This is a genomic window from Phytobacter massiliensis JC163 (assembly GCF_000321045.1).
GTDB lineage: Bacteria > Pseudomonadota > Gammaproteobacteria > Enterobacterales > Enterobacteriaceae > Phytobacter_A > Phytobacter_A massiliensis.
On sequence record NZ_HE578949.1, the window covers coordinates 117,111 to 143,549 of the forward strand.

The following is a 26,439-nucleotide window of genomic DNA, read 5'->3' on the forward strand; positions in this document are numbered from 1 at the left end:
CGAGTGGCGTTACGTCACCTTTTACTCAATTCAGGCCAGCGCGTCGGTTTTGATAACGCTCACCAGCCAGGCTTTCTCTTCCGGCGTCAGCTCAAGCTTATTAACGCGGGTTAAAAAGGTGTTGATGACCTGAATATCAGAGTCTGAGATGCGCGCCAGCAGCGCCGCGGGTATGCCTTTACTCACTATCGCCCTGCGGTGGCTCTCATAGTTTTTATTGCTCATCACTTATCCTCTCTGCACGTTATTCGCCGTGCTGCCTGCTGCAAAAACTGGATTAGCTCCGTAAACGTGCCGCCTCCACTATCGCACTATGCAACTGCCCGATCGATAAATCGCGGATTACCGGCGGGGGGATTTTGCGCAGCCAGTCTATCAGGCGACCGATTCCCAGCAGATCCAGGCCTTCGGAAGAAAAAAGGTATTCATTCTCTTGCAGTGAAAAGGTCTTACGGTAGCCCTCCTCGTCGGTGCAAAGCTCGACATTAAAGGCTTTGGCAATATCTTCCAGTAGCTCCACGCCATCATCGCCGCAAACGCCAAGGTCCGCTTCCAGCAAGGTGCTGGCATCCATCGCCTGACGCCGGTTGCCGGTGTACTCCCGTATAAACGCAATAACCTCTGAAAGTTCAGGTGCCATAGTTTTCCCCATTGATAGCCATCAGACCTTAACGGCGAATCACATGCTTCACAATATACTTATTGGTATTCTGATAAATATCTGACAGATCAACCACCTGGTTATTCTGGGAATAGCTCACCGACTGCACCCGCAGCAGCAGGCTATTGACGGGCACTTGCAGCAGCCCGGCCTGTTCGCGGGTCGCCTGCACCGGGCTGTAGCTGCGGTGGCTCTCCAGAATAGTGATATTGCACTCTTTGCGAAAATAGTTGAATTTCGACTGTTCCATATTGCCAATGCTTAGCCAGGGAAACGGCGCTACCGGGATATAGCTGTTCTCGATCAGCACCGGAATGTCGTCGATAAGGCGCACCCGCCGGATATAGTAGACCTTCTCTCCCGGTTCGATTTTTAGCTGTTGGGCAATGGCCGGCGGCGCGTCGAGCAGGGTGAACTCGATAACTTTATTGACGTAGTTGGTCACGCCGACAATGTTCATCTGGTAGTTAAACCCGTCCAGCTCACCGCCGTGGTAGTTAATTTTCCGCGCCACAAACGAGCCGCTGCCGTGGCGTTTAACAATCAGCTTTTCACTCTCCAGTAGCGCCAGCGCCTTACGTACCGTCATCACCGACACCTGCAACTCCTGCGCCAGCGCTTTTTCGCTCGGCAGAATATCGCCCACTTCATACTCTTCGCTGTTGATGCGTAATTTAATGGCGTTCGCCACGTTCTGGTATATCACTTTTAGATCTCCTGAAAGCAGCGTGAAGAAGAGAGAGAAAACATAAGCTAATGAAAAATAGATAAATAATAAGAAAATGTAGTTCGGTTATGGATAACTCATCTACAAAGCAAAGTAAATTTATATATATCTCGTCTACGTTATTGTATGACTCCCGTCACATTTGCCGTTTTTCTGCCTCTGCCCGATGCGCTTCGCCACTTAGGATATTTTGCATATTCAGATTTTCCTGCAAGCAAATTGTGAGAGATGAGGGCGGGTAGATGGTCGTATTAAAAAAATTACAGGACTTCTCCAAAGCAATGATTGGCCCGGTACTCTACTTGCCGGTCGTTGGGCTGTTAATTGCGCTGTTCAGTATTACCACCAATAAAATATGGGTAACGGAAGGAAGCACCCTGTACCTTATTGGTAAATACGCCTCCACAATATTGTGGGCAATAATGAACAACCTGGGCTTTTTCTTCTGCCTGGGGCTGGCCAGCGGGCTGGCGAAAAGCAGAAAAGCGGAAGCCTCGTTTGTCGCCGCCATGTCCTATTTTATGTATCTGGCGGGCAATAATTCCTGGCTGACGCTGACCCAGCGGCTGGCGGAAGGGGCCACCAACGCGGAGCTTTACGGCAGCGGGCAAATCTTTATCTTCGGCTTTAAGGTCGTGGATATGGGCGTCTTTCTGGGGATAATCCTTGGCGTGCTGGTGGCGTTTATCCATAACCGCTTCGTTAATAAAGAGTTCCCCGGCGCGTTTTCAATCTACGGCAACAGCAAGCTGGTGCTGATCATTATGCTGCCGCTGGTAGCGCTCTTTGCCGTAGCAACGGTCTATATCTGGCCATTCGTGGCGCACGGTATTTCGGCGCTCACCACCTTTATGAAGACATTCGGCTCGGCGGGGGTCTTTTTATATGGCTTCCTGAACCGCTTTTTAATTCCGACAGGTCTGCATCATCTGGTCTGGTCGCCTTTTGTCTTCACCTCTATTGGCGGTCAGATGCTGATTGACGGGCAAACCGTGGTAGGCGCGAAGCCCATCTTCCTGGCCGAGATCGCCAGCAACACCGGCGGCGCGCTGAACGACTCCGCCCGCTTCCTCACCTACGGCATGGTGAAGATTTTCGGTACGGCGGGCATGGCCCTGGCCTTTTATAAAACCGCCAGGCCGGAATATAAAGCAAAGCTGAAAGCCACGCTTATTCCCCTTATCGTCACCTCGTTTCTGGTGGGAATTACCGAACCGTTTGAGTTCCTGTTTATTTTCACCGCGCCGCTGCTGTGGCTGTTTTATTCCCTGATTGACGGCTTCTTCCAGATGCTGGCGTGGATGGTGGATGTGCGGGTCTGCGCCACCAACGGCATTATCGATTTCCTGGTTTACAACATCCCGGCGGGGGCGGGCAGAACGCAATGGCCGCTGTTTGTCCTGCTCGGACTGATTGAAACGGCAACCATGTATTTCGTCGGTAAGTTTGTTATCACCCGCTTCAATATGGCGACCCCAGGGCGTCGCGCCGGGGAGGATGAAGGGCCGCAAAGCGCGCCTGCGGGCGGCGGCCATCCAGGGGAAGAGGTAATTCGCGGCCTGGGCGGCAAAGAGAACATTCTGACGGTCGACAACTGTTTTACCCGCTTACGGGTGGATGTAAGCAACCCCGGACTGATTCAGGAGACGCTACTGAAAAACACTGGCGGCACCGGGGTCATTATTAAAGGCAATCATGTTCAGGTTATTTACGGGCTCAACGTCAGCAAGGTCAGAAATAACGTGAATGCGGCTTTAGGCGTAAATGAATAAGAGGTGGATGGTGAAAGATAAATTTGTAGTCACAATCGCAGGCGGCGGCAGCACTTATACCCCCGGTATCGTGTTAATGCTGCTGGAAAATATGGACCGGTTCCCGCTTAAAGAGATCCGTTTATACGATAACAACGCCGAACGGCAGAGCCTGCTGGGCGAGGCGTGCGAAATTATGGTGCGCGAGCGCCACCCGGAGGTTGCTTTCAGCTACACCACCGACCCGCAGAGCGCCTTTACCGATGTCGATTTCGTCATGGCCCATATCCGCGTCGGGCTGTATGAGATGCGGGAAAAAGATGAAAAGATCCCGCTGAAATATGGCGTTGTCGGCCAGGAGACCTGTGGCCCCGGCGGCATCGCTTACGGGATGCGCTCTATCGCTGGCGTGCTGGAGCTGCTGGATTATATGGAGCAGTACTCCCCCGATGCCTGGATGCTTAACTACTCCAATCCGGCGGCGATTGTCGCCGAGGCGACCCGTCGCCTGCGTCCGCACTCAAAAATTATCAACATCTGCGATATGCCGGTAGCCATCGAAGGTATTTTTGCCGACATCCTCGGCCTGAGTTCGCGCAAAGAGATGAACGTGCGTTATTACGGGCTGAACCATTTTGGCTGGTGGACCAGCATTACCGATAAGGCGGGCAACGATTTGATGCCTGCGCTGAAACAGCACGTGGTGGAGCAGGGCTACTGCAGCCCGGCGGAGGACTTTCAGCATAAAGCGCCAAGCTGGATTGAAACCTTCCGCAAGGCGAAGGATCTCTATGCCCTCGACCCGCAGACGCTGCCCAATACCTACCTGAAATACTATTTTTACCCGGACTACGTGGTCGAGCATGCCAATCCGGCGTTCACCCGCGCCAATGAAATCATCATTGGACGCGAAAAAGAGGTTTTCGACATGGCGCGCCACATCGTTGAGCGCCAGAGCGCCAGCGAATCGCACTTTCATGCCGGGGCGCATGCGACCTTTATCGTCGATCTGGCCTGCGCCATCGCCTTCAATACTCAGGAGCGGATGCTGCTGATTGTGGAAAACAACGGCGCGATTGCCAACTTTAATGCGTCGGCGATGGTGGAAGTGCCGTGCCTGGTGGGGGCGAACGGCCCGGAACCGCTGGCGATGGGCAATATCCCTACCTTCCAGAAAGGGCTGATGGAGCAGCAGGTGGCGGTAGAAAAACTGGTGGTGGAGGCCTGGATTGAGGGCAGCTATCAGAAACTGTGGCAGGCGCTTACCCTGTCGAAAACCGTACCCAGCGCGTCGGTGGCAAAAGCCATTCTTGACGATCTGATTGAGGCCAACAAAGCGTGGTGGCCTGAGCTGCGCTAAACGGTGCGGCCCGCGGTACTGCATCGCGGGCCTTCCCTGGTGGTGACGAAAAAAGGCGGCGCACGCGCTTCGGCGTGTCGCCGTTTTAGCTACTGGCGTTAAGAAAATCACTCACGGTCTGCATACAGAGCGCCCGCTCTTCCACATGCGGCATATGGCTGGAGTGTTCAAAAATGACCCATTGCGCTCCGGCAATTTTATCCTGAAACGGCTGCACCACTTCCGGCGTGGCCTCATCAAACCGCCCGGAAATGAGTAGGGTAGGGACGTTTATCGCCGCCAGCCGGTCAATAATGGTCCAGTGCTTCATACTGCCGATAACGTGGAACTCCGTCGGGCCGTTCATCGCGTGGTAGACCGTCGGGTCCGCGTCCATCGCGGCGAAGGTGCGGCTCACCTCCTCAGGCCAGGGATCGAGCCGACAGACGTGGCGCTGATAAAAGACCTGACTTGCCGCCTTATATTCCGGGCTGTCGAGCGTGCCCGCGGCTTCGTGCGCCAGCAGCGTCGCCTGCACCTGCGGCGGCAGTTCAGCCCGCAGGCGCGCTGCCCCCTCCAGCCACAGGGCCATTGACGCCGGGGAGTTGGCGATAATCAGCGCCTGCAACCCCGCTGGGCGCGTTACCGCATGCTCCGCCGCCAGCATGCCGCCCCAGGACTGGCCCAGCAGGGCGTAGCGCGCAATCTCCAGGTGGCGCAGCAGGTTTTCAAGCTCATCCAGAAAGAGAGCCGGCTGCCAGAAGTCAGGGCTGGCGTCGGGCAAATGCGTGGATCGCCCGTTCCCCATCTGATCGTAATGGATCACGGCGCGCCCGGTTTCAGCAATATCCCGGAAGGCGTCAACATAGTCATGGGTGCAGCCCGGCCCGCCGTGGGCAACCACCAGCGGCGTCAGGCCGCTGTGCAGATCGCCGCAGATGCGATACCAGGTCTGCCAGGTGCGGAATGGGGCATAACCTTCGTGAATGGTGTACATAGACGTTAACCCTGTCAGTGAAGTTGCTGTCAGGGTAGAACGCGGGGAGCGCCGGTGAACACTAGCAAAAATACTAGTTATCCCCGTGCTGCTCTCCCTCCAGCAACCGGTAATGCAGCGCCCGCACCACCGCCTGCACGCGGTTCGTCGCCCCCAGCTTTCTGGCGGCGGTGTTCAGATGGAGGGTCACGGTCGCCACCGAGCGGTGCAGCTTGCGGGCGATCTCTTTCGCCGTCAGCCCCTCGGCGGACCAGGCCAGACACTCGCGCTCCCGGTTGCTTAACTTCACGTGGCGGCAGGTGAGCATGGAGGCGTCAAACAGCGGGAACGCCGACTCCTGAAAACGGTGGGCCAGAAAAGTGAGCGAGGCCAGCGTATCGCCCAGTTCCCGCTCCGGCTGCGCGCCGGTAATGATGCCGGTTAGGGTGCCAAACCCGCCGTTGGGCAAATGCAGCGGCACCGTAGCCCCGCACGGCATGTCGTGGTCGCGCATATAGTGCGTCACCGCCTGGGCGTGGTCGTCCAGTTTTCCCTGTAATGCGCTGTTCTCCGGGCGCTGATAGGACCAGACAAACGGCGCGCAGCTTGCCAGCGCGCAGTGTTGTACCGGGTCGCGCTGGTAATAACCCCGCTCGCACCAGAGCTGGCGCATATCCTCCGGTACGTTGCGCATTTGCAGCAGCGACGGGGTAATCAGCTCCCCCTCCAGCGAGCGCGCAACCGGGGTGTAGTCGTAAATCATCGCGTCAAAGCCCAGCGCCCGCGTTTGCGAAAAGAGCGTGGCGAAGGCCGCTTCCAACCCGGCGGCCTCGCAGCCCGCAGGGCGTTCAATTTCAATGCGCATTGCTCCCCCTCGTTCGAAACAGCGCCCCGGCACGGTTTGTGCAACGGGGTCTATGGCAACGACCATGCAAAACCAGTGCCGTCCCGGCGCGACAGAAAACCTAGCATTTTTGCTAACTGTTCAGCGCCGGGGCTTGCCAGTAGCGTTGATAACAACAGCGGGGTAGTGATGAGGAACAGAGCATGTGGAGCGAAACAGTAGCGGATCGCCGTCATGATATTGCGGTGGAAGGGTATAACGTGGTGGCCTGGGAATTCGGCGAGGGCGATGAGGTGGTGCTCTGCCTGAACGGCGGGCCGGGGCTGCCCTGCGACTACCTGCGCGAGGCCCACTCCTGCCTGAAAAACCACGGCTACCGGGTGATTGCTTTCGACCAGCTTGGCACCGGCAAGTCTGACCGTCCCAACGATCCCCGCCTGTGGACCATGGCGCGCTATGTCAAAGAGGTGGAAACCGTGCGCCGTACTCTCGGCCTCGGTCCGGTGCATCTGCTTGGTCACTCATGGGGCGGCTGGCTGGCTATTGAGGTGGCGCTGCACCATCCTGGGGCGGTCCGCTCGCTGATTCTGGAGAATACGGTGGCGGATATGCCGCACCTGATATCAGAACTGAACCGCCTGCGCGGCGCGCTGGGGGCGGAAACGGTGGCGATGATGCAGCGTTACGAAGCGCTTGGCTGGCTGGAGCATCCGGCCTACCAGGCGGCTATCACCCTGCTTAACTACCGCCACGTCTGCCGCCTTGACGTCTGGCCAGAGCCCGTTCGCCGCTCGCTGGACGACTGGAACCAGGGGCCGTACCTGGCGCTACAGGGGCCGAATGAGTTTCTCTATACCGGCTCGCTGAAGGCGTGGGATCGCAGCGCGGACCTGGCGGCCATTCGCGTTCCTTGCCTTATCACCACCGGGCAGCACGATGAGCTGACCCCCGCCTGCGCCATGAAGATGCAGCAGGGGCTGGCGGAATCCGAGCTTCACGTCTTTCCCAACAGCAGCCACATGCCGTTCTACGAAGAGCCGCAGGCCTACTACCCGGTACTGCTCGACTTTCTCGCGCGTCAGCGCGCCGCCGGAGGACGCTGATGCATCGTTACCGCTTTCTGCTGTTTCGCCCGCTGCAGCTTCTGCCGGTGCTGCTGGGGATAAGCATCATCACGTTTGCCATGGTGCGGGCCATTCCCGGCGATCCGGCGCGCATTCTGCTGGGGGTACGCAGCACGCCCGCCGCGCTGGCGCGGATTCGCGCGCAGTTCGGGCTGGACGAGCCTTTGTGGGTGCAGTACGGCTACTTTCTTCGCAACCTGTTACAGGGCGAGTTGGGAAAATCCATTGTTTACCGGGTGGATACCCTCAAACTCATTGGCTCGCGCCTTGAGCCCACGCTGTGGCTGGTGCTGGGCAGCGTCATGCTGGCGGTCGCGCTGACGGTGCCGCTGGCTGCGCTGGCGGCAAGGCAGCGCGGGCGGCTCGCCGATCAGCTTATCCGCCTTTTCACCACCGCCGGGTTGGGGTTTCCTGCTTTCTGGCTCGGCATCATGATGATTATCGTCTTTAGCGTGGTGCTGGGCTGGTTCCCGGTATCCGGCTACGGCAGCGATTTTACCGACCAGCTGCACCATATGACGCTGCCCTGTCTTACCGTGGCGCTGGCGCTGTCGGCGGTGCTTATTCGCAATCTGCGCGCCAGCCTGCTCATGGAGATGAACAGCGACTATGTGGTGGCCGCGCGCGCGCGGGGCCAGCAGGAGAGCCGCATCTTCTGGCGACACGTGATGCCCAATTCGCTGGTGCCGACGCTCAATCTGCTGGCGGTCAATATCGGCTGGCTTATTGGCAGCACGGTGGTGATTGAGAGCGTCTTCGCCATTCCCGGCCTCGGCCAGCTTCTGGTAAAAGCCATTTTTAGCCGCGACTACATGGTGGTGCAGGGGGTGGTGATGGTCTTCGCCCTCGCCACGGTGGCGGTGAACCTGCTGGCGGACGTGCTGACGGTGGCGCTGGACCCGAGGGTAAAACTATGAACGCGTTAACCCAGGCCGCCGCGCTGCGGCGGCGGATACTCCCCCGCCAGCATGCCCTGAGCGCCGGAGCGATGGTTGTCGGGCTGTGGCTGTTTGTCGCCTGCTTCGCGCCGTGGCTGGCGCCGTTTGATCCGGTCGCGCAGGATACCGCCGCCAGCCTCCTGCCGCCCGGCGGCGCGCACCTGTTCGGCACCGATAATTTTGGCCGCGATATCTTCTCCCGGGTGCTGTGGGGGGCGCGGGTCGATCTGCAAATCTGCCTGCTGGGGGTTATCTTCCCCTTTATGCTCGGCACCGTACTCGGTGCGCTGGCGGGCTACCTCGGCGGCGCGGTGGACGCGCTCATCATGCGGGTTATCGATATTGTGCTGGCCTTTCCCTTTCTGGTGCTGATGCTGGCGATCATCGCCATTCTCGGGCCGGGGCTGGGCAGTTTTTACATTGCGATGGCGATGGTCGGCTGGGTCTCCTATGCCCGGCTGGTGCGCGCCCAGGTATTAACCCTTAAACAGCGGGACTTTATTCTGGCGGCGCGCAGCCTCGGTTACGGCCACGGACGGGTGCTGTTTCGCCACCTGCTGCCGAATGCGCTCACCGGGGCGCTGGTCTTCTCCATGTCCGACTGCGTGCTGGTGCTGCTCAACGGCGCGGCGGTGAGCTACCTCGGCCTCGGCGTGCAGCCGCCCACCGCTGAATGGGGAGTCATGGTAGCGGAAGGGCAGAGTTTTATTACCACCGCCTGGTGGATAACCACCTTTCCGGGGCTGGCGATTGTGCTGCTGGCGATGGGGTTCAGCCTGTTGGCCGACGGCCTGGGCGATAAGCTGGGGGAGAGAGTATGAGTCTGTTAACGGTGTCGCAGCTTAGCGTCGCGCGCGGGCCGGATATTGCGCTGGTGGACAAGGTCTCTTTTCAGCTTAACGCCGGGGAGATGTTGGGGCTGGTAGGGGAGAGCGGCTCCGGCAAAACCGTCACCTGCCGGGCCATGATGCGTCTGCTCCCTGGGCAGGGGCTACGAATCAGCGGCGGCGAAGTGCGGTTGGGCGGGCGGGATCTGCTGACCTTGAGCGACGCGCAGATGTCCCGGGTGCGCGGGCGGGAGATCGGCATGATCTTCCAGAATCCGGCAAGCCATCTCAACCCGGTCATGACCATCGGCGAGCAGATAGCCGAAAGCCGCCGCCTGCATTTCGGCGCCAGCCGCCGTCAGGCGCGGGAGGCTGCCAAAGAGCTGCTGCGCCAGGTGGGGATTCCCGACCCGCAGCGCCGTCTCGACAACTATCCGCACGAGTTCTCCGGCGGTATGCGCCAGCGGGCGATGATCGCGGTGGCGCTGGCCTGCGAGCCTGCGCTGCTGATTGCTGACGAACCCACCACCGCCCTCGACGTGACCGTACAGATGCAGATCCTGCGGCTGCTGAGCGATCTGCGCCAGCAGCTGGGGCTGGCGGTGATCATGATCACCCACGACCTCGGCGTGGTCGCCCAGACCTGCGATCGCATCGCGGTGATGTACGGCGGACGGCTGTGCGAGTCCGGGGGCAAACGCGACGTGCTTGCTGCGCCGCTGCATCGCTATACCGAAGGGCTGATAGCCTGCCAGCCGGGTAGCGAAGGGGGGCAGGGCAGGCTCGCCACCATCAGCGGGCAACCGCCGGTCGCCGACCGCTTTCCTTCGGGCTGCCGTTTTCATCCGCGCTGCGCGGCGGCCAGCGATATCTGCCGTCAGCAACAGCCGCCGTTGTGTCTGGGGCAGAATAGCCTGAGCCATGCGGCGGCCTGCCATCATCCACTGCGGGCGCTTCGCCGGGAGGCTGTATGACCACATCCGCAAACTGGCCGTTACTGGAGGCGGACAATGTTTCCGTCACTTTTCCCGTCTCTGGCGGCCTGTTCACGGCAAAAAAGCGGGTTCACGCCGTGAGCAATGTGACGCTCAGCATCGCGCCCGGCGAGACGCTGGGCCTGGTGGGCGAGTCCGGCAGCGGCAAAAGCACCCTTGGCCGGGCGCTGCTGCAGCTGGAGCACATCGCCGACGGCGAAGTGCGTTTTGACGGTCAGCGCGTTACCCACGGCCTGCGCAGCGACGTGGCGCGGCTGCGTCAGCAGACGGCGATGATCTTCCAGGACCCGTTCGCCTCCCTAAATCCGCGCCAGACCATCGGCGAAAGCATTGCCGAGGTGCTGCGGGTGCATAAGAAAGTCGCGCGTCCGGCCATCGCCGCGCGGGTGGCGGAACTGCTGACGCGGGTAGGTTTGCGCCCCGAGCAGGCCAGCGTGCGCCCCGGCCAGCTTAGCGGCGGCCAGTGCCAGCGCGCCGGTATCGCCAGGGCGCTGGCGATGGAGCCGCGGCTGATTGTCGCCGATGAGTGCGTGGCCGCGCTGGATGTCTCCATTCAGGGGCAGATCGTGAATCTGCTGATGGAGCTGCGGGAGACGATGGGGCTGGCTATTTTGTTTATCGCCCACGATCTGGCGATTGTCCGTCGCCTGTGCGATCGCGTGGCGGTGATGTATCTGGGGCGGATCGTCGAAAGCGGCCCGTCGGAAGCGGTTTTCCGCTCGCCTCGCCACCCTTACACCGCCGCGCTGGTGGCGGCGATTCCGGAGATTGACCCGGACAAAACGCTGCCAACCGACCCGTTAGGGGGCGAGCCGCCGAGTCCGGTTGCTATTCCACAGGGCTGCGCGTTTCACCCGCGCTGCCCCTATGCGCAGGTGCAGTGCCGCACCGACGCGCCACCTACACGGCGTCATGCCGAACACGTCTGGTCCTGCGTACTGATGCAGGCCGGCGATAACGCGATTTTTCCATTGACCGGGGGATATAAAGATGAAGCGCAGGCATGTTAAGTTTCTGGCGGCGAGCCTCTTTCTGGCGCTCAGCGCGGCGAGCGAGGTCGCGCAGGCGGCCGGGGTGTTAACCATTGGCCGTCGTGAGGACAGCACCACTTTCGATCCGATTAAATCGGCGCAAAACGCCGATAACTGGGTCTTCTCTAACGTGTTTGATCCGCTGGTGCGGGTCGATAAAACCGGCACTAAACTGGAGCCGGGCGTGGCGGAAAGCTGGACCGTTTCCCAGGACGGCAAGGTCTATACCTTTAAAATCCGCGATACCCAATTCTCCGACGGGTCGCCGCTTACCGCCGCCGACGCGGTGTTTAGCCTGCTGCGCATCCGCGATGATGAAGGCTCCCTGTGGCGCGACTCCTACAGCATTATCGACAACGCCGAAGCGCCGGACCCGCGCACCCTGGTCGTCACGCTGAAATCGCCCTCCGCGCCGTTCCTGTCCCAGCTGGCGCTGCCGAACGCGTCGATTATCTCGGAGAAGGCATTCAAGGCGGAAGGGGCGGATGAGTTCGCCGAGAAGCCGGTCGGCTCCGGCGCGTTCAGCGTGAAAGAGTGGCTGCGCGGCGAGAAAGTGGTACTGGTGAAGAACCCGCTGTTCTGGCAGGCGAAAAACGTCAGCCTTGACGGCGTGGACTGGCTGACCATTCCCGACGACAACACCCGCATGCTGAAAGTGCAGGCAGGGGAACTGGACGCCGCCCTGACGGTGCCGTTCTCGCGCATTGCCTCCCTGCAAAAAGACAGCAATCTGAAAGTAGCGCTGGACCCTTCAACCCGCGAAGACCACCTGCTGATTAACCACGCCCACGGCAAGCTGGGGCAGGTAGAGGTGCGCCAGGCGCTGGATTTCGCCATCGACAAAGCGGCTATCGTCAAAACCGTCACCTTCGGCTATGGCCAGGTCGCTAACTCGTATATTCCCGCCGGGGCGCTCTACCACTACAACGATAATCTGATGCGGCCTTACGATCCGCAGAAAGCGAAAGAGATGCTGAAAGCGGCGGGCGCGGCCGACCTGTCGCTGAATTACGTGGTGAACGCCGGAGACGAAGTGGATGAGCAGATTGCGATTCTGCTGCAGCAGCAGCTGGCGAAAGCCGGGGTGAAGGTAAACCTGCAAAAAGTCGACCCCAGCCAGAGCTGGGATATGCTGGTTGCCGGGGAGTACGACATTTCGGTGATGTACTGGACCAACGATATCCTCGACCCGGACCAGAAAACCACCTTCGTATTGGGCCATGACGCCAATATGAACTACATGACCCGCTATAAAAATGACAAGGTGAAATCCCTGGTGGCTGCCGCACGCGTGGAGATGGACCCTAAAAAACGCGAACAGATGTATATCGACCTGCAAAAAATGGCGAAAGCGGACGTGAACTGGGTAGATCTCTACTACAGCCCGTACCGCAACGTCAGCCGTAAAAACATCGATGGCTTCTACCAGAACCCGTTAGGGCGCTTCTTCCTTGAAGACACCGTGAAGCACTAAGGCCGCCGCCGGGCGTTTGCGCCCGGCGCGCTTATGACGAGCGCATACCCGCCAGGTGCATGAGAAACTTAATGATCGAGCCCACCACCCCCAGCGCCAGGACGCTGACGGCCCACAGGGCAACGAACCACAAAAGGCGGCTAAACAGCGGTTTTTGCATTAGTGATACCCCTCCCCGTGGTGAACTTTGCCGCGAAAGACATAGTAGCTCCAGAAGGTATAGACCAGGATCACCGGAATAATGAGCAGCGCGCCCACCAGCATAAAGCCTTGGCTCTGCGGCGGCGCGGCGGCCTGCCAGAGCGTGATGTCCGGCGGAATAATATGCGGCCAGATACTGATGCCAAGCCCGCTAAAGCCAAGGAAGATCAGCCCCAGGGTCTGAATAAAGGGCAGCGAATGGTGATCGGGGTTTGCAAGGCTTCGCCACAACCAGAGGCTCAGCAACAGCACGAGGATAGGCACCGGCGCGAAGAACCACATATTGGGCAGGCTGAACCAGCGGTCGGCCACCGCCGCGTGGGTGAGCGGCGTCCAGAGGCTGATGACCGCAATCACCGCCAGCATCGCCAGCAGCAGTTTTTTCGCTACCGCGCGCATTCTTCCCTGTAACGGCTCGTTGCTTTTCATCACCAGCCAGCTTGCGCCGAGCAGCGCGTAGGCGACCATCAGCCCCAGACCGCAAAAGAGATTGAACGGCGTGAGCCAGTCCAGCGCGCCGCCGCTGAACGTGCGGCCCTCTACCTTAAAGCCGTTCAGCACCGCCCCGACCACAATCCCTTGGGTAAAGGTGGCGAGCATCGACCCCGCCATAAACGAGATATCCCAGAAGCGGCGGTGCGTTTCAGTGGCTTTGAAGCGGAACTCAAAGGCCACGCCGCGAAAGATAAGGCCGATCAGCATCAGGGTGAGCGGGATGGTCAGCGCATCGATAATTACCGCATAGGCCAGCGGGAACGCGCCGAACAGCCCGGCGCCGCCCAGCACCAGCCAGGTTTCGTTCCCATCCCATACGGGCGCGACGCTGTTGACCATCACGTCCCGGTCTACGGCGTCACGGGTGGCGGGAAACAGAATCCCAATCCCCAGATCGAAGCCGTCCATCACGATATACATCAGCGTGGCAAAGACGATTATCACAAACCATATCAGCGAAAGATCAATGCCCATCACTCATTCTCCTTTGCCTCTATGCGCTCGCCCGCAGCGGAGAGCGGCCTTGCTGGCGTACCGTTAGTCGGGTGCTCATCAACAGGCTGCGGCCCTTTCTTGATAAGCCGTATCAGGTAGAGATAGCCCACGCCAAACACGGAGAAGTAAACCACCACAAAGGCCAGCAGGCTCAGGCTCATTTGCAGGGTGCCGTGGCCGGAAACCGCGTCGGCGGTACGCAGCAGGCCATACACCACCCACGGCTGACGCCCTACCTCGGTGGTGACCCAGCCTGCCAGAATGGCGATAAGCCCGGCCGGCCCCATCCACAGCGCAAAGTGCAGGAAGGGGCGCGACTGATAGAGCCGTCTTCGATAGCGCAGCCACAGGGCGGCGAAGCCCAGGGCAATCATCAGTAGCCCCATTCCGACCATGATACGGAACGACCAGAAGACGATGGTGGAGTTCGGGCGCTCATCTTTAGGAAACTCTTTCAGCGCCGGAACCTGCTGGTCCAGGCTGTGGGTGAGGATCAGGCTGCCGAGCGACGGGATTTCCACCGCGTAACGCGTGCGCTCCTCTTCCATATCCGGCAGGCCAAACAGCAGCAGCGGAGTCGCTTCCCCTGGCGGGTTTTCCCAGTGCCCTTCAATGGCGGCGATTTTCGCCGGCTGGTGTTCCAGGGTATTCAGGCCGTGCATATCGCCGATAAACGCCTGAACAGGGGCCACCAGCAGCGCCATCCACATTGCCATGGAGAACATTTTACGGATCGCGGGCGTGTCGTTACCGCGCAGCAGGTGCCAGGCGGCGGAAGCGCCGACGAACAGCGCGCTGCTGAGGAACGCGGCGATAGTCATATGCAGCAGGCGATAGGGGAAAGAGGGGTTAAAGATAACCGCCAGCCAGTCGACGGGAATGACCTGGCCGTTCTGAATTTCAAAACCTTGCGGCGTATGCATCCAGCTATTGGAAGCCAGGATCCAGAACGTGGACATTAACGTTCCCAGCGCCACCATGCAGGTTGCCAGAAAGTGTAGCCCCGGCCCGACTTTGTTCCAGCCGAAGAGCATTACCCCTAAAAAGCCCGCTTCAAGGAAGAAGGCGGTGAGCACTTCGTAGGTCAGCAGCGGCCCGGTAATGCTGCCGGCAAACTGGGAAAAGCCGCTCCAGTTAGTCCCGAACTGGTAGGCCATCACCAGCCCCGATACCACCCCCATGCCGAAGTTAACGGCAAAAATTTTAGACCAGAAATGATAAAGCGCGCGCCAGTCGGGATTCCGCGTTTTTAGCCATAGTCCTTCCAGCACTGCAAGGTAGCTGGCGAGCCCGATAGTAATCGCGGGGAAGATAATATGGAATGAGACCGTAAAGGCGAACTGGATCCTTGCCAGATGAAAGGCGTCTAAGTCAAACATGTTGCCACCCTTAAACGTAAAAAATCACCCCGGGTTAACGGGGTGAGTTGTCGCGATACGGCCCAGGGTTATTTTTTACTCTGCGGCTCGCCGCTGCCCAGTTCGGCCCCGGTAACAGGGTCAACCGTTGGTTCGGAACGTGTTCTGTCGGCCATGGCTTTGACCAGCGCCAGCTGCTCCGGAGAGAGCGTAACCGAGGCCATGCCGTCGCCGCCATCCACCGCGGGTTGCGGGTCGGCGACGTAGTCGAAGTTTTCGTCGCTGTTCCAGCTGCCACGCGGGTCATCGCCCTGAGACATGTTGTAATAGGTGTTGGTGTACTCTTCCACCGGCGGCAGTTTGCCCGGCGGGAAGCTATTACGAATCGAGTAAAGCGCCTTTTCGAACGACATCATATGGGCGACTTCACGGGTCATCAGGAAGCTAAGCGCATCTTTGACGCCCGGATCGTCGGTAACATTGATCAGACGTTCGTAGATGATCTTAGCGCGCGCTTCGGCTGCGATGTTGGAACGCAGGTCTGCGGTCACTTCACCGATGGTATCGATATAGGCCGCCGTCCACGGTACGCCCGCAGAGTTGGTCAGCGACGGGCCGCCGCCGTAGAGCAGGGAGGTGATGTGGCTGTCATTACCGTTTTCGGTCAGAGAACGGTAAAGATCCGCTTCACTTTCGGTGCCTTCAGCCAGCTCGCCTTTCGCGCCTTTATTCAGCATGCCGACCAGCGAGCCGATGATCTCCAGATGGCTCAGCTCTTCGGTGGCGATGTCCATGAGCATCTCTTTACGACCCGGGTCCTCGTCGCCCAGCCCCTGGGTGAAGTAGCGGCAGGCTGCCGCCAGTTCGCCCTGCGGTCCGCCGAACTGTTCGAGCAGCAGATTCGCGAGGCCCGGATTAGGTTCGCTTACGCGAACCGTATACTGTAATTGTTTAACGTGACGAAACATTGCTCCTCCTTTTTTATATTATTTTTTTGCTTCTACGCCGTCGGCTTCATCACGCAACAGGAACTGGGCCGTGACATCGGGTAAATGCTGTAAAGCCCAGTCAGCCATCGCTTGTTCTTCAACAAGGATTTTTTTCAGGGTTTCGGCTCCGGCGGTATCGCCGACTTTCACAGCGGCCGCAATAAGGGAGGTGTAGCAGGCGATTTCAAATTGCTCAAAGACATAGCTGCTAATAGCCCCTTTGACAATTTCATCCGGGGCAAACATGCCGCCGAATGCCTGACCCATCGCTGCCATTTTACTGGTGGCGTCTTTAATGACGGAGCGGTCAATATTGTTGCGGTCCATCACTTCTTCCAGTAAAACGATCTGGTTTTGCGTTTCACGTAAATGCTGTTCAATGCGCGCACGCAAATCCGGGTAATTATCAATACGTTTGCTCTGCGCCGTTAACATGGATTCGGCCTGCTTTTCCATGGCGTGGGCGTCACGCAGCCAGTCGTGGTAATTGTCTAGTTGTGAAGTCATAATAAACTCCCATTACGAATGAATTGGCAATCGTCAGAAAATAGTCATAAGGCGCAATAAATTACGCTTTACCTGCTTTAGCATTAATTTTCGAAGTTGCAGTTTCGGTTAACAGCGTATCGGCTGCTTTCTCTTCTTCCAGCGTTTCCGCCAGCAGTTTTTTCACATCTTTGTAGCCTAACTGGTCGGCCAGGGTGCAAAGCGTGCCGTAGGAGGCGATTTCGTAGTGCTCCACTTTCTGCGCGGCGGCAATCAGCGCGGCGTCGCGCACCGGGCCTTTCTCGGTGGACTCAATCACTTCGTTGGCCTCTTCTACCAGCCCTTCCATTGCGTGGCATTTCATGCGTTTGATTTTCAGCTCGGGCACCAGATCTTTGATCTGATCGATACGTTCAATCTGACCCTGCGTCTCTTCCAGGTGATTTTTAAACGCCTGAGCCAGTTCCGCATTTGACGATTCGCGGGCTAATTTAGAGAGCGCGCGCGTCAACTGTTTCTCAGCGTTGTAAATATCAGATAAACCGTGGACGAAAAGATCTTCAACAGTATTAATCTGCATGGTTAGCTACCTCATTAAAAGGGAGAATGAACGAACTGTTACCAATTCGTTAAATTAATTGCCTGCGCAGGCGATGTTAATTAATTGAAATAACTATCAGGGAATTTATTCCCCTGATTTACGGCCGCCGCCATGACTATTCTGGCCGCCTTTTTTTCCTGCCTCAGATGCGCGTTGCGGATCGTTTTTAAAATTCCCCCCGCTCTGCTGGCCACCTTTACGACCTGCTTCTGATGCTTTCTCTCGATTTTCAGCAAAATTACCGGAACCACCACGATGTTGTTGCGCCATAATAATTCTCCAGTTGTTGCTTGTTGATAAATCGACACATCAAATAGTGAAATGTCGTCCGCATGCAGGATTTAAATCTAGTCAGGATTTGCATTAAGTCAAAGGCAAGGCTGTGGATATATATTACATCGACGGCGCAGTGACGATGTTTTACGAAACGGCAAAAAGTAATTTGTAAAATAGAGAAATAAGATTTTTTTATATTAAAAATAAACAGGATAGACGGGTTGTCGCACCGGCAGGATGGCCGTTTGTTGACAAATTATTGGTGTTAATTGACGTAAATTGACAAATTTCCGCGTTATCAGCCGCACAAAATCTCGCTCTTTGGGATGATTCCTGGTCATTCAGCGCGTCGCTGCCGGTTCGTCAGACCCCGCCAAAGCCGATGGCACCTGGCGGCTATACAGGCAATGTAAAGTGTGACGGAATAGGCTGTTTTTTATGTTAACAGCAGGCGTTGGCTGTAATACCATATTTGCCGCGCGGTGCGTTGTGTCGCGTTTAGCGTAATAAGTTAATCCTTAAGTGAAATTTTCTTTGGGGGTTGCTTGTTTTGCTTTTTCTTTTCGTCAGGCGATGCTTCCGCCCGAAAAAATAAAAATTCAATACTCAGGGATAGTTATGGCTTTAACGCTTATCTCACGGCAACCTCTGATACCGCAAGGCGGCGCTGGCTTTAAACAGTGTCATGCTTCCACGCTGACGGTGCTACCCGGAGGCGATCTGCTGGTTGCCTGGTTTGCCGGGCTGAAAGAGGGAAGCGGTGACACCGCCATCTGGCTTGCCCGCCGGGAGCAGGGCGTCTGGCAGATGCCGGTTCGCGCCATCGCCTGTGAGGGCTTGCCCACTGGAACCCCGTGCTGTTTACCGCCCCCGATGGCGTCTGGCTATTTTATAAAGTCGGCTCCGGCGTGCATGTCTGGCAAACCCGTTACGTTAAGTCCACCGACGGCGGCAGAAGCTGGAGCGCGCCTGCGGAACTGGTGGCGGGCGATCCGCTGCCGCGCGGCCCGGTTAAAAATAAAATCCTGCACACCTCCGACGGCGTCTGGCTCGCTCCCGGCTCAACAGAAGATGAGCGCCACTGGGACGCTTTTGTCGATCGCTCCTGCGACGGCGGCCAGAGCTGGCAACTCTCCCCTGTACCGCTGGCCCATCAGACCTTCAGCGGCCAGAGCAGCCAATTATGGCAGGGACTCAAAGACGAAGCGTTATGGGAAAATGACCTCAGCCGCGTGCTGCGCTGGGATGGCGTCATTCAGCCTTCGCTGTGGGAGTCCGCGCCGGGACAGATTCATATGCTAATGCGCAGCACCCGCGGCTGGCTCTATCGCAGCGATTCAACCGATAACGGCCGCAGCTGGTGTCCCGCCTATGCAACAACGCTGCCCAATAACAACAGCGGTATCGATCTGGTTCAAACAGCGTCGGGCACACTGGTGCTGGCCTGCAATCCTACAGGCGGCAACTGGGGGCAGCGCTTCCCGTTAACGCTTCTGGTTTCAGAGGATAACGGCGTCAGCTGGACGCATGCTCTGGATGTGGAAACCGGGGAAGGGGAGTTCTCCTACCCGGCTATTATTCGCGACGGGGAGAGGCTGCATCTGACCTGGACCTGGAATCGCACCAATATCATGCACTGCGAACTGCAACTTGCCTGACGCAGCGCTGAATATAAAAAACGTTCTTATTACAACAGCCCGATGATAGCAGGGCGGCGTCAACGCGCGTTGACGTACATAACAAGGTTAGCGTCATGTCAATCTCTCTGGAAATGCCGGTCGCGCCAAAGGCGGATTTGGATAAAAGCAACATTCGCCGCGTGGTGATCTCAAGCTGGGTCGGCAACACCATCGAATATTACGATTTCCTGCTTTATGGTCTGGCGAGCGCGCTGGTATTCGGCAAAATCTTCTTTCCTAACGTCAGCCCCATCGCCGCGCTGCTGGCCTCCTTTGCCACCTTCGGCGTTGGTTTTATCGCCCGCCCGCTGGGGGGGATTTTCTTTGGCCATATGGGGGACACCCTGGGGCGTAAAATCACCCTGCTGATTACCCTCGGCGGCATGGGTGCCGCCACGTTCCTGATTGGCTGTTTACCCTCCTATGATGCTATTGGCATCTGGGCGCCGATTCTGCTGGTGGTGCTGCGCTTCGTGCAGGGCTTTCTGGTAGGCGGCGAATGGGGCGGCGCGATGCTGATGGTGGTGGAGAGCGCACCGGCCAACCGTCGCGGCGTGCTGGGCGCCATTCCCCAGACCGGCGGCTTCTCCGGGCAACTGCTGGCGACCGGCATCTTCGCGCTGGTCATGCTGCTGCCGGAAGAACAGCTGCTTTCCTGGGGCTGGCGCGTGCCCTTTATGCTGAGCGTGGTGCTGGTTCTGGTGGGGCTCTATATGCGTCGCCGTCTGGATGAAACGCCGGTTTTCCAGGAAGTACAGCGTAAGCAGGCGCTGGATAAGCAGAACACACAGCAGCAAAACGCGGAGAGCCCGGTCGTGCAGGTGGTGCGCGAACAGTGGCGTAGCATTCTGCTGATCATGGTGCTGCGTTTTGCCGAAAGCGTGCCGTTTTTTATGTGTACGGTGTTTGCGGTCTCCTACGCGACCGGGACGCTGGGGGTTGATAAACAGACCATGCTAAGCGTGGTGATGGCGACCTGCGTTCTGGCCTTCCCGATGCACGCATTGTTTGGCGCCATCTCCGACAAAGTGGGCCGCCGTCCGGTCTATATCTTTGGCGCGCTCTGCGCGGCGGCGATGGCATTTCCCTTCTTCTGGCTGCTGGAAAGCGGCTCTTTCGCGTTGATGGTGACGGGGTACGTGCTGCTGATTAATATCGCCCACAACTCCATTAACTCGGTGCAGCCTTCCTTCTTTACCGAACTGTTCGGGCCGAAAGTACGCTACAGCGGCGCGTCCATTGGCGCGCAACTGGGGGCGATTGTGGCCGGGGGCTTTACGCCGTTTATCGCCAAAGGGTTGACCACGCTCGACAACAATAACTGGACGCTGGTTGCTGGCTATGTGGTCGTTGCCGCGCTGGTGGCGGCCTATGCCGCATGGCGCGCGCCGGAAACGTCGAAGCGCGATTTAACCAAAGAGACACTTTAATCTGCGTACCGGAGCGCCAGCCGCTCCGGTCTTGCATGCATAGCACCCTCAACCTGATGGAACCCCGCTTATGCCACAGCCTCGCCAGATTCGGCTCTTCTTATCGTCCACCTTCCGCGACATGGAGAGCGAGCGCCACGAGCTGCTCACCCGCGTTTTTCCCCTCTTCCGACAGCGCTGCCTTGAACGCCAGGTGGTATTCAGCGAGATCGACCTGCGCTGGGGTATTACCGAAGAGGATGCGCAAAACGGCCAGACGGTACAGATCTGCCTCGAAGAGATCGCCCGCTGCCGGGCGCTGGGCGTACCGCCGTTTTTCATTGGCTTTATTGGCGAGCGCTACGGCTGGGTGCCGCAGCCGGAAAACCTGGAGCACTACTGGCAGAGCGCGCAGCACGGCGACAACCGCTGGGCCGCGCGCATTGAAACGGCGCTGGCGCAGGGTATCAGCGTAACGGAGCTGGAGATGCGCGTCGGCTTTATGGACGACGCCGACGACGACATTAAACGCCGGGTACAGATCTATTTCCGTCACCCTGACTTAACGGCGGCCATCGCCGGGGGGGCGCAGAGCGAGTCCGCCGGGTTTTATGAGCGTGACCCGGCAGGCCAGCAGAAGCTCGCGGCCTTAAAAAGCGCCATTCGTGAGCATCACGCCGCCAGCATCGGCGTTGACGGCTATCGTGACATCAGCGAATTCGGCGAGCAGGTGCTGCGCTTTTTGCATGACCAGCTGGACGCGCTCTTTCCTGCGCAAAACGTGCCGGATGAGCAGCAGCTACGGCAGGCGCAGCAGCAAAGCTACGCGCTCTCCCGCCGCGAGGGCTACGTGCCGTTAACGGCGTTACGCCAGCACGTTGCGACATGGGTGGCAAATACTCTCGATGCCACGCTGTCAGAATCCGTCCCCGACCGTGATGCGCTCAACCGGCTGGCGCTGGTTGGCCCCTCCGGCAGAGGCAAAAGCGCCTTTATGGCAGACCTTGCCGCCGGTGCTTTTCCTCACGCCCTGGTGGTCGCCCACTTTGTTGGCGCGGACGGTGATAACAGCCCGGAAGGCTGGCGTGAGCGGGTGCTTGCCGCCATTGCGCCGTGGCTCCCGGATGACGCGGCGATCCCCCCGGCGGGCGAAGCGCGCTGGGCCGCGTTTCCGGCGCTGGTGAACGCGGCCCAGGCCCGTGCTGGCCAGCCGTTTATCTTCCTGCTGGACGCGGTGAACCAGTTTTCGCCGGCGCAGGAAGGGGTAAGCCGCCTGGACGCGCTACGCTTTTCCCGCGGCACGCTACTGATAGCGACCTCAACGGAGGCGTTAACGTCGCAGTGGCCGGCGCTGACCTTCCCGGAGATGGACGACGCCACCCGCCGCGCGGCGATCGACTGCATTTTGCAGCACTACAGCAAAAAAACTACCCGCCGTGCTGGTTGAGCAACTGGCTGCGGCTCCTGCCTGCGGTAACGCGCTCTTTCTACGCCTGGTGCTGGAGGAGCTGCGCCTGCACGCCAGCCATGAGTCCCTGAGCGCGCGGCTGGCCTCGCTGTTAAGCTATACCGATGCCGGGGAGCTGTTTCTTGCGCTGCTCAATGAAACCGACCGGGATTTTCGCGCCGAGGGCGAGGCCCTCGCCAGCCATGCCGCGACGCTTATCGCCGTCTCGCGCGCCGGGCTGTCGCACCGGGATCTGGCGGCGCTGCTTGCGCCGCACCTGCATGGCAGCGCGCCGCGTATGGCGGACCAGCACCTGCTGCGGCTGATTGCCCGCCTTGCTCCCTTCTGCCTGAATGACGACGGCAGGTTGCGTATTACCCATACCCTCTTTACTCACGCCCTGGCGACCCGTTCGCCGCTGATGATGCCGTCACGCCGGGCGCTGGTGGCCTGGTTTGCGGGGAACGACGCCTTCTCGCTGGCCGAGCGCGCCTTTCAGTGGCTGACGCTGGATGAGGAGGAGCGGCTGGTGCAGACGCTGGGGCGAATCGATGACTTCACCACCCTCCAGCAGCACTACCCTGAACTGACAGGAAGAATAATGCTAGCCCTGGGGGCGGGGCGCAGTACGCTCTCGCTGCCGCTCAACGCGCTGGCGGAGAGCTGGAATTCGCCGCACCCGGACGCGCGCTTCACCCCCGCCGTTAACCCGGTCAGCGCCTGGTTTTTACAGCAGGGATTCTGGCTTATCGGCATGCGCTGGAGCGCCTTAATGCCGGGGCTGATGCGCAAGCTTTTCCCGGAGGACTTCATCAGCTATATGGGCGCGGTCAACAATCTGGGGCTGTTCTACCGCCTGCTGGCGCGCTATGACCAGGCCGAGCCGCTGTTTCGTGACGCGCTGGCGCTGATGCGCAAAACCCTGCCGCCGGGCCACCCGGATCTGGCTATCGTGCTGAATAACCTTGCCGGGGTGTACGGTTCGCAGGGGCGGGATGCCGAGGCCGAGCCGCTGCTGCTGGAGGCGCAGCGCGGGCTGAGCGAGGAGGACGGCATTCAGTACGCCAACATTACCCAGAGCCTGGGGGAGTGCTACCAGCGCCTGGAGCAGTACGATAAAGCCGAAACGCTGATGCGCCAGGCGCTGGCGGTGCGTGAACGGCTACAGGGTAAGAGCCACCCGGATATGCTGGGCTTAAAACGTAGCCTTGGCGGCCTGTGGATGGAAATGGGGCGCTATGGTGAGGCGGAACCGCTGCTGGAAGAGGTGCTCAGGCAGCGCCGGACCATTTTACCGCCTGCCCACCCCGATATCGCGGTGAGCTTAAATGAGCTGGGCGAACTCTACTACCGCCAGCAGCAGGGTGACAAAGCCGCGCCGCTGTTTGAGGAGATGCTGGCGATTAAACGGGAAAGCCTGCCGCCGGGCCACCCGGGTATCGCCGAAGGGCTGCAATATCTGGCGGAATTGCGCCGCGCGCAGGGGCGCATGGAAGAGGCGGAGGCGCTCTTTCTGGAGGGGCTAACCATCCTCGAACACAGCCTGCCTTCCGGTGATGAGAATCTGCTGTTCGCGCGTCAGTACCTGATTGATCTCTATATTGAGCAGGAGCAGCACGGCAAAACTATTCCGCAGTATCAAGCACTGATTGCCGCACAGGATGAGCAGGCGCCGCCCGACAGCCCGCAGACGTTACAGCTGCTGTTGAACCTGGCGCTGGCCTGCCTGGGCGAAGGGCGTCTTGAGGACGCAGAGGCCGCCTGGCGGCAGTGGCTGGATCGCCAGCAGGAGACCCTCGCCCCTGAGGACCCGCACGGGCTGGACGTGATGCGCAATATCGCCTGCATCTGCAAGGAGCAGGGGCGCTATGAAGAGGCCAAAACCCTGATGCTACGCCTGGTCGCGCTGCGTTTTGAACACCACCCGGATGATGATGGTAATAACGCCCAGTCGCTTTACGATCTGGGGGACGTCTATTATCTGCTGGAGGAGTATCAGCAGGCGGAGTTTATCTACCGCTGGCTGTTTAATTTGGTGGATCCGGTTATGCAGGACGACAATCCTGAAAAGGTGAAGCTGTTACAGCGGCTGGTGGAACTGGGAAGGCGCAACGTTCAGGCAGAGCGCGCTCCAGCGCCGCCACAGCCGCAAATACCGCCGCCGGAGGTGACGCCGGTGGCAAAAAGCGCCTTGAGCGACAGGCTGCGCGGGGTATGGCGTAAGCTCACGCGCTAAAACCGCCGTTTGAGCACCCTCTCCCTGGGGGGAGAGGCGTGTTATCCCCCCGATTGCCGAAGCGTCACCTGATAGATTTCCCGCCGCATTGTCAGCAGGTCATCAAGCTTCTTCGACGCGTCGTTATTAAAGTACTGCACGGCGGCGATGGCGTTGTCGATAGCGGCGATGGCCTCTATCAGCCGATCGTTCTGGAGCAGCGCGAAGGCGTACTCCTCGTAGATCACCGAGAGGATTTTCTGCCGTTGCAGGGTCAGCGGCTGGGCTTCGGCAATGCTAATCTGCGCTTCGAACTCTGCGATTCTTTTCGCAGCGCCGGTGGGCTGCGTATCAAGACGGGCGAGGAGGGTCGCGATCGCCGCCAGCGTCTCTTCATCGCCCGCCTGCATGGCAAGCCGCTGCGCGTTATGATAGGCCTGCCGACCTTGCTCTTCGCGCTCAGTGGCGATGAGGATCCCTCCCAGGGTGATCAGCATCCGCGCCATGTTACGCTTACCGCATAATGCACCCACTCCCAGCGCCTCGCGAATAGCGAATTCCGCCACATCCAGCGCCCCCTGATTTTTATGCAGCACCGCCAGGGTATTGTAAAAGTTGGCTTTCACTAACGGGTTTGTATCCGGTGCGCTACATGCCGCCCGGATAGCGCTACCCCATGCGGCGGCGGCGGGCAGCGCGGTGGTCATGCGCAGCTCGGTAAAAATGGCTATCGCCGCGTAAAAGTGGTCGCTAAGCTGCGCCGCGCCCACCGGCTGCCAGCTAAACGGCTGGCGCAGCTTGCCGGTCATCACGTCTTCTTCATAGACGCCGCTAAAGCCCCAGACCTGGCGTAACAGGCCGGGTTCATATTCGTAAAGCTGAATCACATTTAAAACGTCGGACAGCGCCTGGAATAGCGCTTTTTTCTCATTCAGCGCCATTAACTGCCAGACGCGCTCCGCCAGCGAAAAGGCGCTCTCATCCTTAAAGCAGTCGACGATTGCCCGGCGGCAGATATTCATCTCTTCGCCGCGTTGCAGGGCGTGGTCGAGGGCACTGTGCAGCAGCTTGAGGCGACCATCGCGTATTTGACAGTAAGGGGCCAGACGCGCCAGCAGCGGCAGCAGTTCGTGGTCAGGCGCTTTGACGCCCCGTTCGTCTGCCAGCAGGCGGGCAAGCTCGCTGTGGGTCAGGCCGTTACGGGAGGCGGCGATAAAACGGGCCGCGCGCGAGGCAAGCCCCGGCGGTGAAAAGTCTTTATCAGACTCGGCAAGCGCCGCCAGAAACAGCGCCCCCGTCTCGCCGCAGCGCAGGAGGGCGTCAAGGCGCTGCGGCAGCGCTTCGTGGCGCGCGTGCAGGCACAGCTCCTCTAGCGTCAGGCGCAAAAAAAGCGGGTTTTCGCAGGCCGGGTCGTCAACCAGGCGGCGGGTGAGGGGGATGGAGAGCGACTTGCTCACCTGCGCCAGGCTCGCGGCGCACACCGCCTCACGCTCCTCTACGCTCAGCGCAGGCAGCTGAACGCGCTGCCAGTGCTGCTCATCCAGACGCGCCAGCTGCGTAATGTCCGGGGTTGCGCTTATCACCAGCGCCACCTGCGGCGGCCAGGCAATCTGGCGCAGCCTGTCCATGGCCTCCTGGGGGCGGGCAAGCTGGTTAACGGCATCCAGCAGCAGTACCAGTGTACCGTTTTGCCTCTGACTCCATGCCGTCAGCGCCTCTGTCAGCGCGTTCCACGAAGGGGGGGATACCTGTGGGGCAAGGGCGTTAAGCAGCCTGTCCCGCCAGTTCTCCAGGGTATTGTCGCCGTCTGCGCCAACGTAATGGGCGAAGACAGGGCCCTTTGCCGCCAGCGTCGCTTCCAGGTCGGCCAGAAAGGCGCTTTTACCCATCCCCGAGGCGGCGGTCAGCAGCAGCGGCGTAAAAGTGGGCAGCGTGCTGGCCTGGTTCAGGTACGCCACGAGCCGGTCACGAAAGGCGGTCAGCGGTACATAGGCCCGGCGGCGAACGGCGGCATACTGTTGATGTTCACGCAAGCGGCGCTGCCAGCTATCCGGCAGCGAATGCGCCGGGTAGAGCGCATCGATGGTCTGCTCAAGCCAGC

24 protein-coding genes and 1 pseudogene are annotated in these 26,439 nt (G+C 59.3%); 12 read left to right on the forward strand and 13 right to left on the reverse strand.

Annotation, left to right across the window (positions count from 1 at the left end):
• Positions 1-30: 30 nt before the first annotated feature.
• The 3 genes from ENTHG_RS20540 to ENTHG_RS20550 are packed head-to-tail and all read right to left on the reverse strand — an operon-like array spanning position 31 to position 1,367.
• A complete protein-coding gene (locus ENTHG_RS20540) occupies positions 31-225 on the reverse strand; it encodes a hypothetical protein (RefSeq protein ID WP_044184319.1) in 195 nt (64 codons plus the stop codon).
• 52 nt (positions 226-277) lie between these two features.
• On the reverse strand, positions 278-640 hold the full coding sequence (locus tag ENTHG_RS20545; RefSeq protein WP_044184322.1) for a DUF1493 family protein: 363 nt from the start codon (positions 638-640) through the stop codon (positions 278-280).
• A gap of 28 nt (positions 641-668) precedes the next feature.
• The gene (locus tag ENTHG_RS20550) at positions 669-1,367 is read right to left on the reverse strand and encodes a GntR family transcriptional regulator (RefSeq protein ID WP_044184323.1); all 699 of its coding nucleotides are present in this window, start codon (positions 1,365-1,367) and stop codon (positions 669-671) included.
• Positions 1,368-1,630: 263 nt separating this feature from the next.
• Here ENTHG_RS20550 and ENTHG_RS20555 point away from each other — a divergent pair, with 263 nt between their 5' ends.
• Both ENTHG_RS20555 and ENTHG_RS20560 read left to right on the forward strand, forming a co-directional pair.
• The gene (locus ENTHG_RS20555) at positions 1,631-3,160 is read left to right on the forward strand and encodes a PTS transporter subunit EIIC (RefSeq protein ID WP_044184327.1); all 1,530 of its coding nucleotides are present in this window, start codon (positions 1,631-1,633) and stop codon (positions 3,158-3,160) included.
• 10 nt (positions 3,161-3,170) lie between these two features.
• Positions 3,171-4,499 (forward strand): 6-phospho-alpha-glucosidase, encoded by a 1,329-nt coding sequence (locus ENTHG_RS20560; RefSeq protein WP_106403352.1) that lies wholly within the window; start codon positions 3,171-3,173, stop codon positions 4,497-4,499.
• Positions 4,500-4,584: 85 nt separating this feature from the next.
• On the opposite strand, the gene ENTHG_RS20565 is transcribed toward ENTHG_RS20560, so the two are convergent.
• Both ENTHG_RS20565 and ENTHG_RS20570 read right to left on the reverse strand, forming a co-directional pair.
• The gene (locus tag ENTHG_RS20565) at positions 4,585-5,475 is read right to left on the reverse strand and encodes a proline iminopeptidase-family hydrolase (protein WP_044184334.1); all 891 of its coding nucleotides are present in this window, start codon (positions 5,473-5,475) and stop codon (positions 4,585-4,587) included.
• Between the two features lie 73 nt (positions 5,476-5,548).
• A complete protein-coding gene (locus ENTHG_RS20570) occupies positions 5,549-6,319 on the reverse strand; it encodes a LuxR family transcriptional regulator (RefSeq protein ID WP_044184337.1) in 771 nt (256 codons plus the stop codon).
• A 182-nt stretch (positions 6,320-6,501) separates the two neighbouring features.
• On the opposite strand from ENTHG_RS20570, the gene ENTHG_RS20575 reads away from it, so the two are divergent.
• Genes ENTHG_RS20575 through ENTHG_RS20600 form a run of 6 tightly spaced genes read left to right on the forward strand, consistent with a single transcriptional unit; the run spans position 6,502 to position 12,687 of the window.
• A complete protein-coding gene (locus tag ENTHG_RS20575; RefSeq protein ID WP_044184340.1) occupies positions 6,502-7,401 on the forward strand; it encodes a proline iminopeptidase-family hydrolase in 900 nt (299 codons plus the stop codon).
• Complete coding sequence (locus tag ENTHG_RS20580; protein WP_044184342.1) at positions 7,401-8,339, forward strand: ABC transporter permease; 939 nt, start codon at positions 7,401-7,403, stop codon at positions 8,337-8,339. The genes ENTHG_RS20575 and ENTHG_RS20580 overlap by 1 nt, the downstream gene beginning before the upstream one ends.
• Positions 8,336-9,181, forward strand: a complete 846-nt coding sequence (locus ENTHG_RS20585; RefSeq protein ID WP_044184345.1) for an ABC transporter permease — start codon at positions 8,336-8,338, stop codon at positions 9,179-9,181. The genes ENTHG_RS20580 and ENTHG_RS20585 overlap by 4 nt, the downstream gene beginning before the upstream one ends.
• Positions 9,178-10,161, forward strand: coding sequence for an ABC transporter ATP-binding protein (locus ENTHG_RS20590; RefSeq protein WP_044184348.1), 984 nt, complete (start codon positions 9,178-9,180; stop codon positions 10,159-10,161). The genes ENTHG_RS20585 and ENTHG_RS20590 overlap by 4 nt, the downstream gene beginning before the upstream one ends.
• Positions 10,158-11,192 (forward strand): ABC transporter ATP-binding protein, encoded by a 1,035-nt coding sequence (locus tag ENTHG_RS20595; RefSeq protein WP_044184351.1) that lies wholly within the window; start codon positions 10,158-10,160, stop codon positions 11,190-11,192. Before ENTHG_RS20590 ends, ENTHG_RS20595 begins: the two co-directional genes overlap by 4 nt.
• Positions 11,173-12,687 (forward strand): ABC transporter substrate-binding protein, encoded by a 1,515-nt coding sequence (locus ENTHG_RS20600; RefSeq protein ID WP_044184354.1) that lies wholly within the window; start codon positions 11,173-11,175, stop codon positions 12,685-12,687. The genes ENTHG_RS20595 and ENTHG_RS20600 overlap by 20 nt, the downstream gene beginning before the upstream one ends.
• Before the next feature lie 31 nt (positions 12,688-12,718).
• On the opposite strand, the gene ENTHG_RS24505 is transcribed toward ENTHG_RS20600, so the two are convergent.
• The 7 genes from ENTHG_RS24505 to ENTHG_RS20630 form a co-directional block, all read right to left on the reverse strand.
• Entirely contained in the window at positions 12,719-12,847 is a 129-nt protein-coding gene (locus ENTHG_RS24505) for a DUF2474 domain-containing protein (RefSeq protein ID WP_081653654.1), read from the reverse strand.
• Positions 12,847-13,857, reverse strand: a complete 1,011-nt coding sequence (cydB, locus tag ENTHG_RS20605) for a cytochrome d ubiquinol oxidase subunit II (RefSeq protein WP_044184357.1) — start codon at positions 13,855-13,857, stop codon at positions 12,847-12,849. The genes ENTHG_RS24505 and cydB overlap by 1 nt, the downstream gene beginning before the upstream one ends.
• The gene (locus ENTHG_RS20610) at positions 13,857-15,257 is read right to left on the reverse strand and encodes a cytochrome ubiquinol oxidase subunit I (protein ID WP_044184360.1); all 1,401 of its coding nucleotides are present in this window, start codon (positions 15,255-15,257) and stop codon (positions 13,857-13,859) included. Before ENTHG_RS20610 ends, cydB begins: the two co-directional genes overlap by 1 nt.
• 68 nt (positions 15,258-15,325) lie before the next feature.
• The gene (locus tag ENTHG_RS20615; protein WP_044184363.1) at positions 15,326-16,204 is read right to left on the reverse strand and encodes a manganese catalase family protein; all 879 of its coding nucleotides are present in this window, start codon (positions 16,202-16,204) and stop codon (positions 15,326-15,328) included.
• 18 nt (positions 16,205-16,222) lie between these two features.
• Positions 16,223-16,732, reverse strand: coding sequence for a ferritin-like domain-containing protein (locus ENTHG_RS20620; protein ID WP_044184365.1), 510 nt, complete (start codon positions 16,730-16,732; stop codon positions 16,223-16,225).
• Positions 16,733-16,793: 61 nt separating this feature from the next.
• Entirely contained in the window at positions 16,794-17,291 is a 498-nt protein-coding gene (locus ENTHG_RS20625) for a YciE/YciF ferroxidase family protein (protein ID WP_044184368.1), read from the reverse strand.
• Between the two features lie 105 nt (positions 17,292-17,396).
• Entirely contained in the window at positions 17,397-17,582 is a 186-nt protein-coding gene (locus ENTHG_RS20630; protein WP_044184371.1) for a con-10 family general stress protein, read from the reverse strand.
• A 624-nt stretch (positions 17,583-18,206) separates the two neighbouring features.
• Between ENTHG_RS20630 and ENTHG_RS20635 the strand changes: the two are divergent.
• The 4 genes and pseudogenes from ENTHG_RS20635 to ENTHG_RS20650 all read left to right on the forward strand — a co-directional run bounded on the left by ENTHG_RS20635 (position 18,207) and on the right by ENTHG_RS20650 (position 24,359).
• A pseudogene (locus tag ENTHG_RS20635) lies at positions 18,207-19,246 on the forward strand (sialidase family protein).
• A 95-nt stretch (positions 19,247-19,341) separates the two neighbouring features.
• Positions 19,342-20,697: an MFS transporter gene (locus tag ENTHG_RS20640; RefSeq protein ID WP_044184374.1), complete on the forward strand. Its 1,356-nt coding sequence runs from the start codon at positions 19,342-19,344 to the stop codon at positions 20,695-20,697.
• Positions 20,698-20,767: 70 nt separating this feature from the next.
• The gene (locus tag ENTHG_RS20645; RefSeq protein WP_044184377.1) at positions 20,768-22,123 is read left to right on the forward strand and encodes a DUF4062 domain-containing protein; all 1,356 of its coding nucleotides are present in this window, start codon (positions 20,768-20,770) and stop codon (positions 22,121-22,123) included.
• Positions 22,113-24,359: a tetratricopeptide repeat protein gene (locus ENTHG_RS20650; RefSeq protein WP_044184380.1), complete on the forward strand. Its 2,247-nt coding sequence runs from the start codon at positions 22,113-22,115 to the stop codon at positions 24,357-24,359. The genes ENTHG_RS20645 and ENTHG_RS20650 overlap by 11 nt, the downstream gene beginning before the upstream one ends.
• 41 nt (positions 24,360-24,400) lie before the next feature.
• Here the strand turns inward: ENTHG_RS20650 and ENTHG_RS20655 are convergent.
• Positions 24,401-26,439, reverse strand: a 2,039-nt coding sequence (locus ENTHG_RS20655) for an AAA family ATPase (RefSeq protein ID WP_044184382.1), incomplete at its 5' end; no start/stop codon positions are given.

Excerpts from the sequence above, each read along its gene's own strand:
- ENTHG_RS20540 (WP_044184319.1), bottom strand. The coding sequence starts at position 225 with ATGAGCAATAAAAACTATGAGAGCCACCGCAGGGCGATAGTGAGTAAA.
- ENTHG_RS20545 (WP_044184322.1), bottom strand. The coding sequence starts at position 640 with ATGGCACCTGAACTTTCAGAGGTTATTGCGTTTATACGGGAGTACACC.
- ENTHG_RS20555 (WP_044184327.1), top strand. The coding sequence starts at position 1,631 with ATGGTCGTATTAAAAAAATTACAGGACTTCTCCAAAGCAATGATTGGC.
- ENTHG_RS20565 (WP_044184334.1), bottom strand. The coding sequence starts at position 5,475 with ATGTACACCATTCACGAAGGTTATGCCCCATTCCGCACCTGGCAGACC.
- ENTHG_RS20570 (WP_044184337.1), bottom strand. The coding sequence starts at position 6,319 with ATGCGCATTGAAATTGAACGCCCTGCGGGCTGCGAGGCCGCCGGGTTG.
- ENTHG_RS20575 (WP_044184340.1), top strand. The coding sequence starts at position 6,502 with ATGTGGAGCGAAACAGTAGCGGATCGCCGTCATGATATTGCGGTGGAA.
- ENTHG_RS20580 (WP_044184342.1), top strand. The coding sequence starts at position 7,401 with ATGCATCGTTACCGCTTTCTGCTGTTTCGCCCGCTGCAGCTTCTGCCG.
- ENTHG_RS20585 (WP_044184345.1), top strand. The coding sequence starts at position 8,336 with ATGAACGCGTTAACCCAGGCCGCCGCGCTGCGGCGGCGGATACTCCCC.
- ENTHG_RS20590 (WP_044184348.1), top strand. The coding sequence starts at position 9,178 with ATGAGTCTGTTAACGGTGTCGCAGCTTAGCGTCGCGCGCGGGCCGGAT.
- ENTHG_RS20595 (WP_044184351.1), top strand. The coding sequence starts at position 10,158 with ATGACCACATCCGCAAACTGGCCGTTACTGGAGGCGGACAATGTTTCC.
- ENTHG_RS20600 (WP_044184354.1), top strand. The coding sequence starts at position 11,173 with ATGAAGCGCAGGCATGTTAAGTTTCTGGCGGCGAGCCTCTTTCTGGCG.
- ENTHG_RS24505 (WP_081653654.1), bottom strand. The coding sequence starts at position 12,847 with ATGCAAAAACCGCTGTTTAGCCGCCTTTTGTGGTTCGTTGCCCTGTGG.
- cydB (WP_044184357.1), bottom strand. The coding sequence starts at position 13,857 with ATGGGCATTGATCTTTCGCTGATATGGTTTGTGATAATCGTCTTTGCC.
- ENTHG_RS20610 (WP_044184360.1), bottom strand. The coding sequence starts at position 15,257 with ATGTTTGACTTAGACGCCTTTCATCTGGCAAGGATCCAGTTCGCCTTT.
- ENTHG_RS20615 (WP_044184363.1), bottom strand. The coding sequence starts at position 16,204 with ATGTTTCGTCACGTTAAACAATTACAGTATACGGTTCGCGTAAGCGAA.
- ENTHG_RS20620 (WP_044184365.1), bottom strand. The coding sequence starts at position 16,732 with ATGACTTCACAACTAGACAATTACCACGACTGGCTGCGTGACGCCCAC.
- ENTHG_RS20625 (WP_044184368.1), bottom strand. The coding sequence starts at position 17,291 with ATGCAGATTAATACTGTTGAAGATCTTTTCGTCCACGGTTTATCTGAT.
- ENTHG_RS20630 (WP_044184371.1), bottom strand. The coding sequence starts at position 17,582 with ATGGCGCAACAACATCGTGGTGGTTCCGGTAATTTTGCTGAAAATCGA.
- ENTHG_RS20640 (WP_044184374.1), top strand. The coding sequence starts at position 19,342 with ATGTCAATCTCTCTGGAAATGCCGGTCGCGCCAAAGGCGGATTTGGAT.
- ENTHG_RS20645 (WP_044184377.1), top strand. The coding sequence starts at position 20,768 with ATGCCACAGCCTCGCCAGATTCGGCTCTTCTTATCGTCCACCTTCCGC.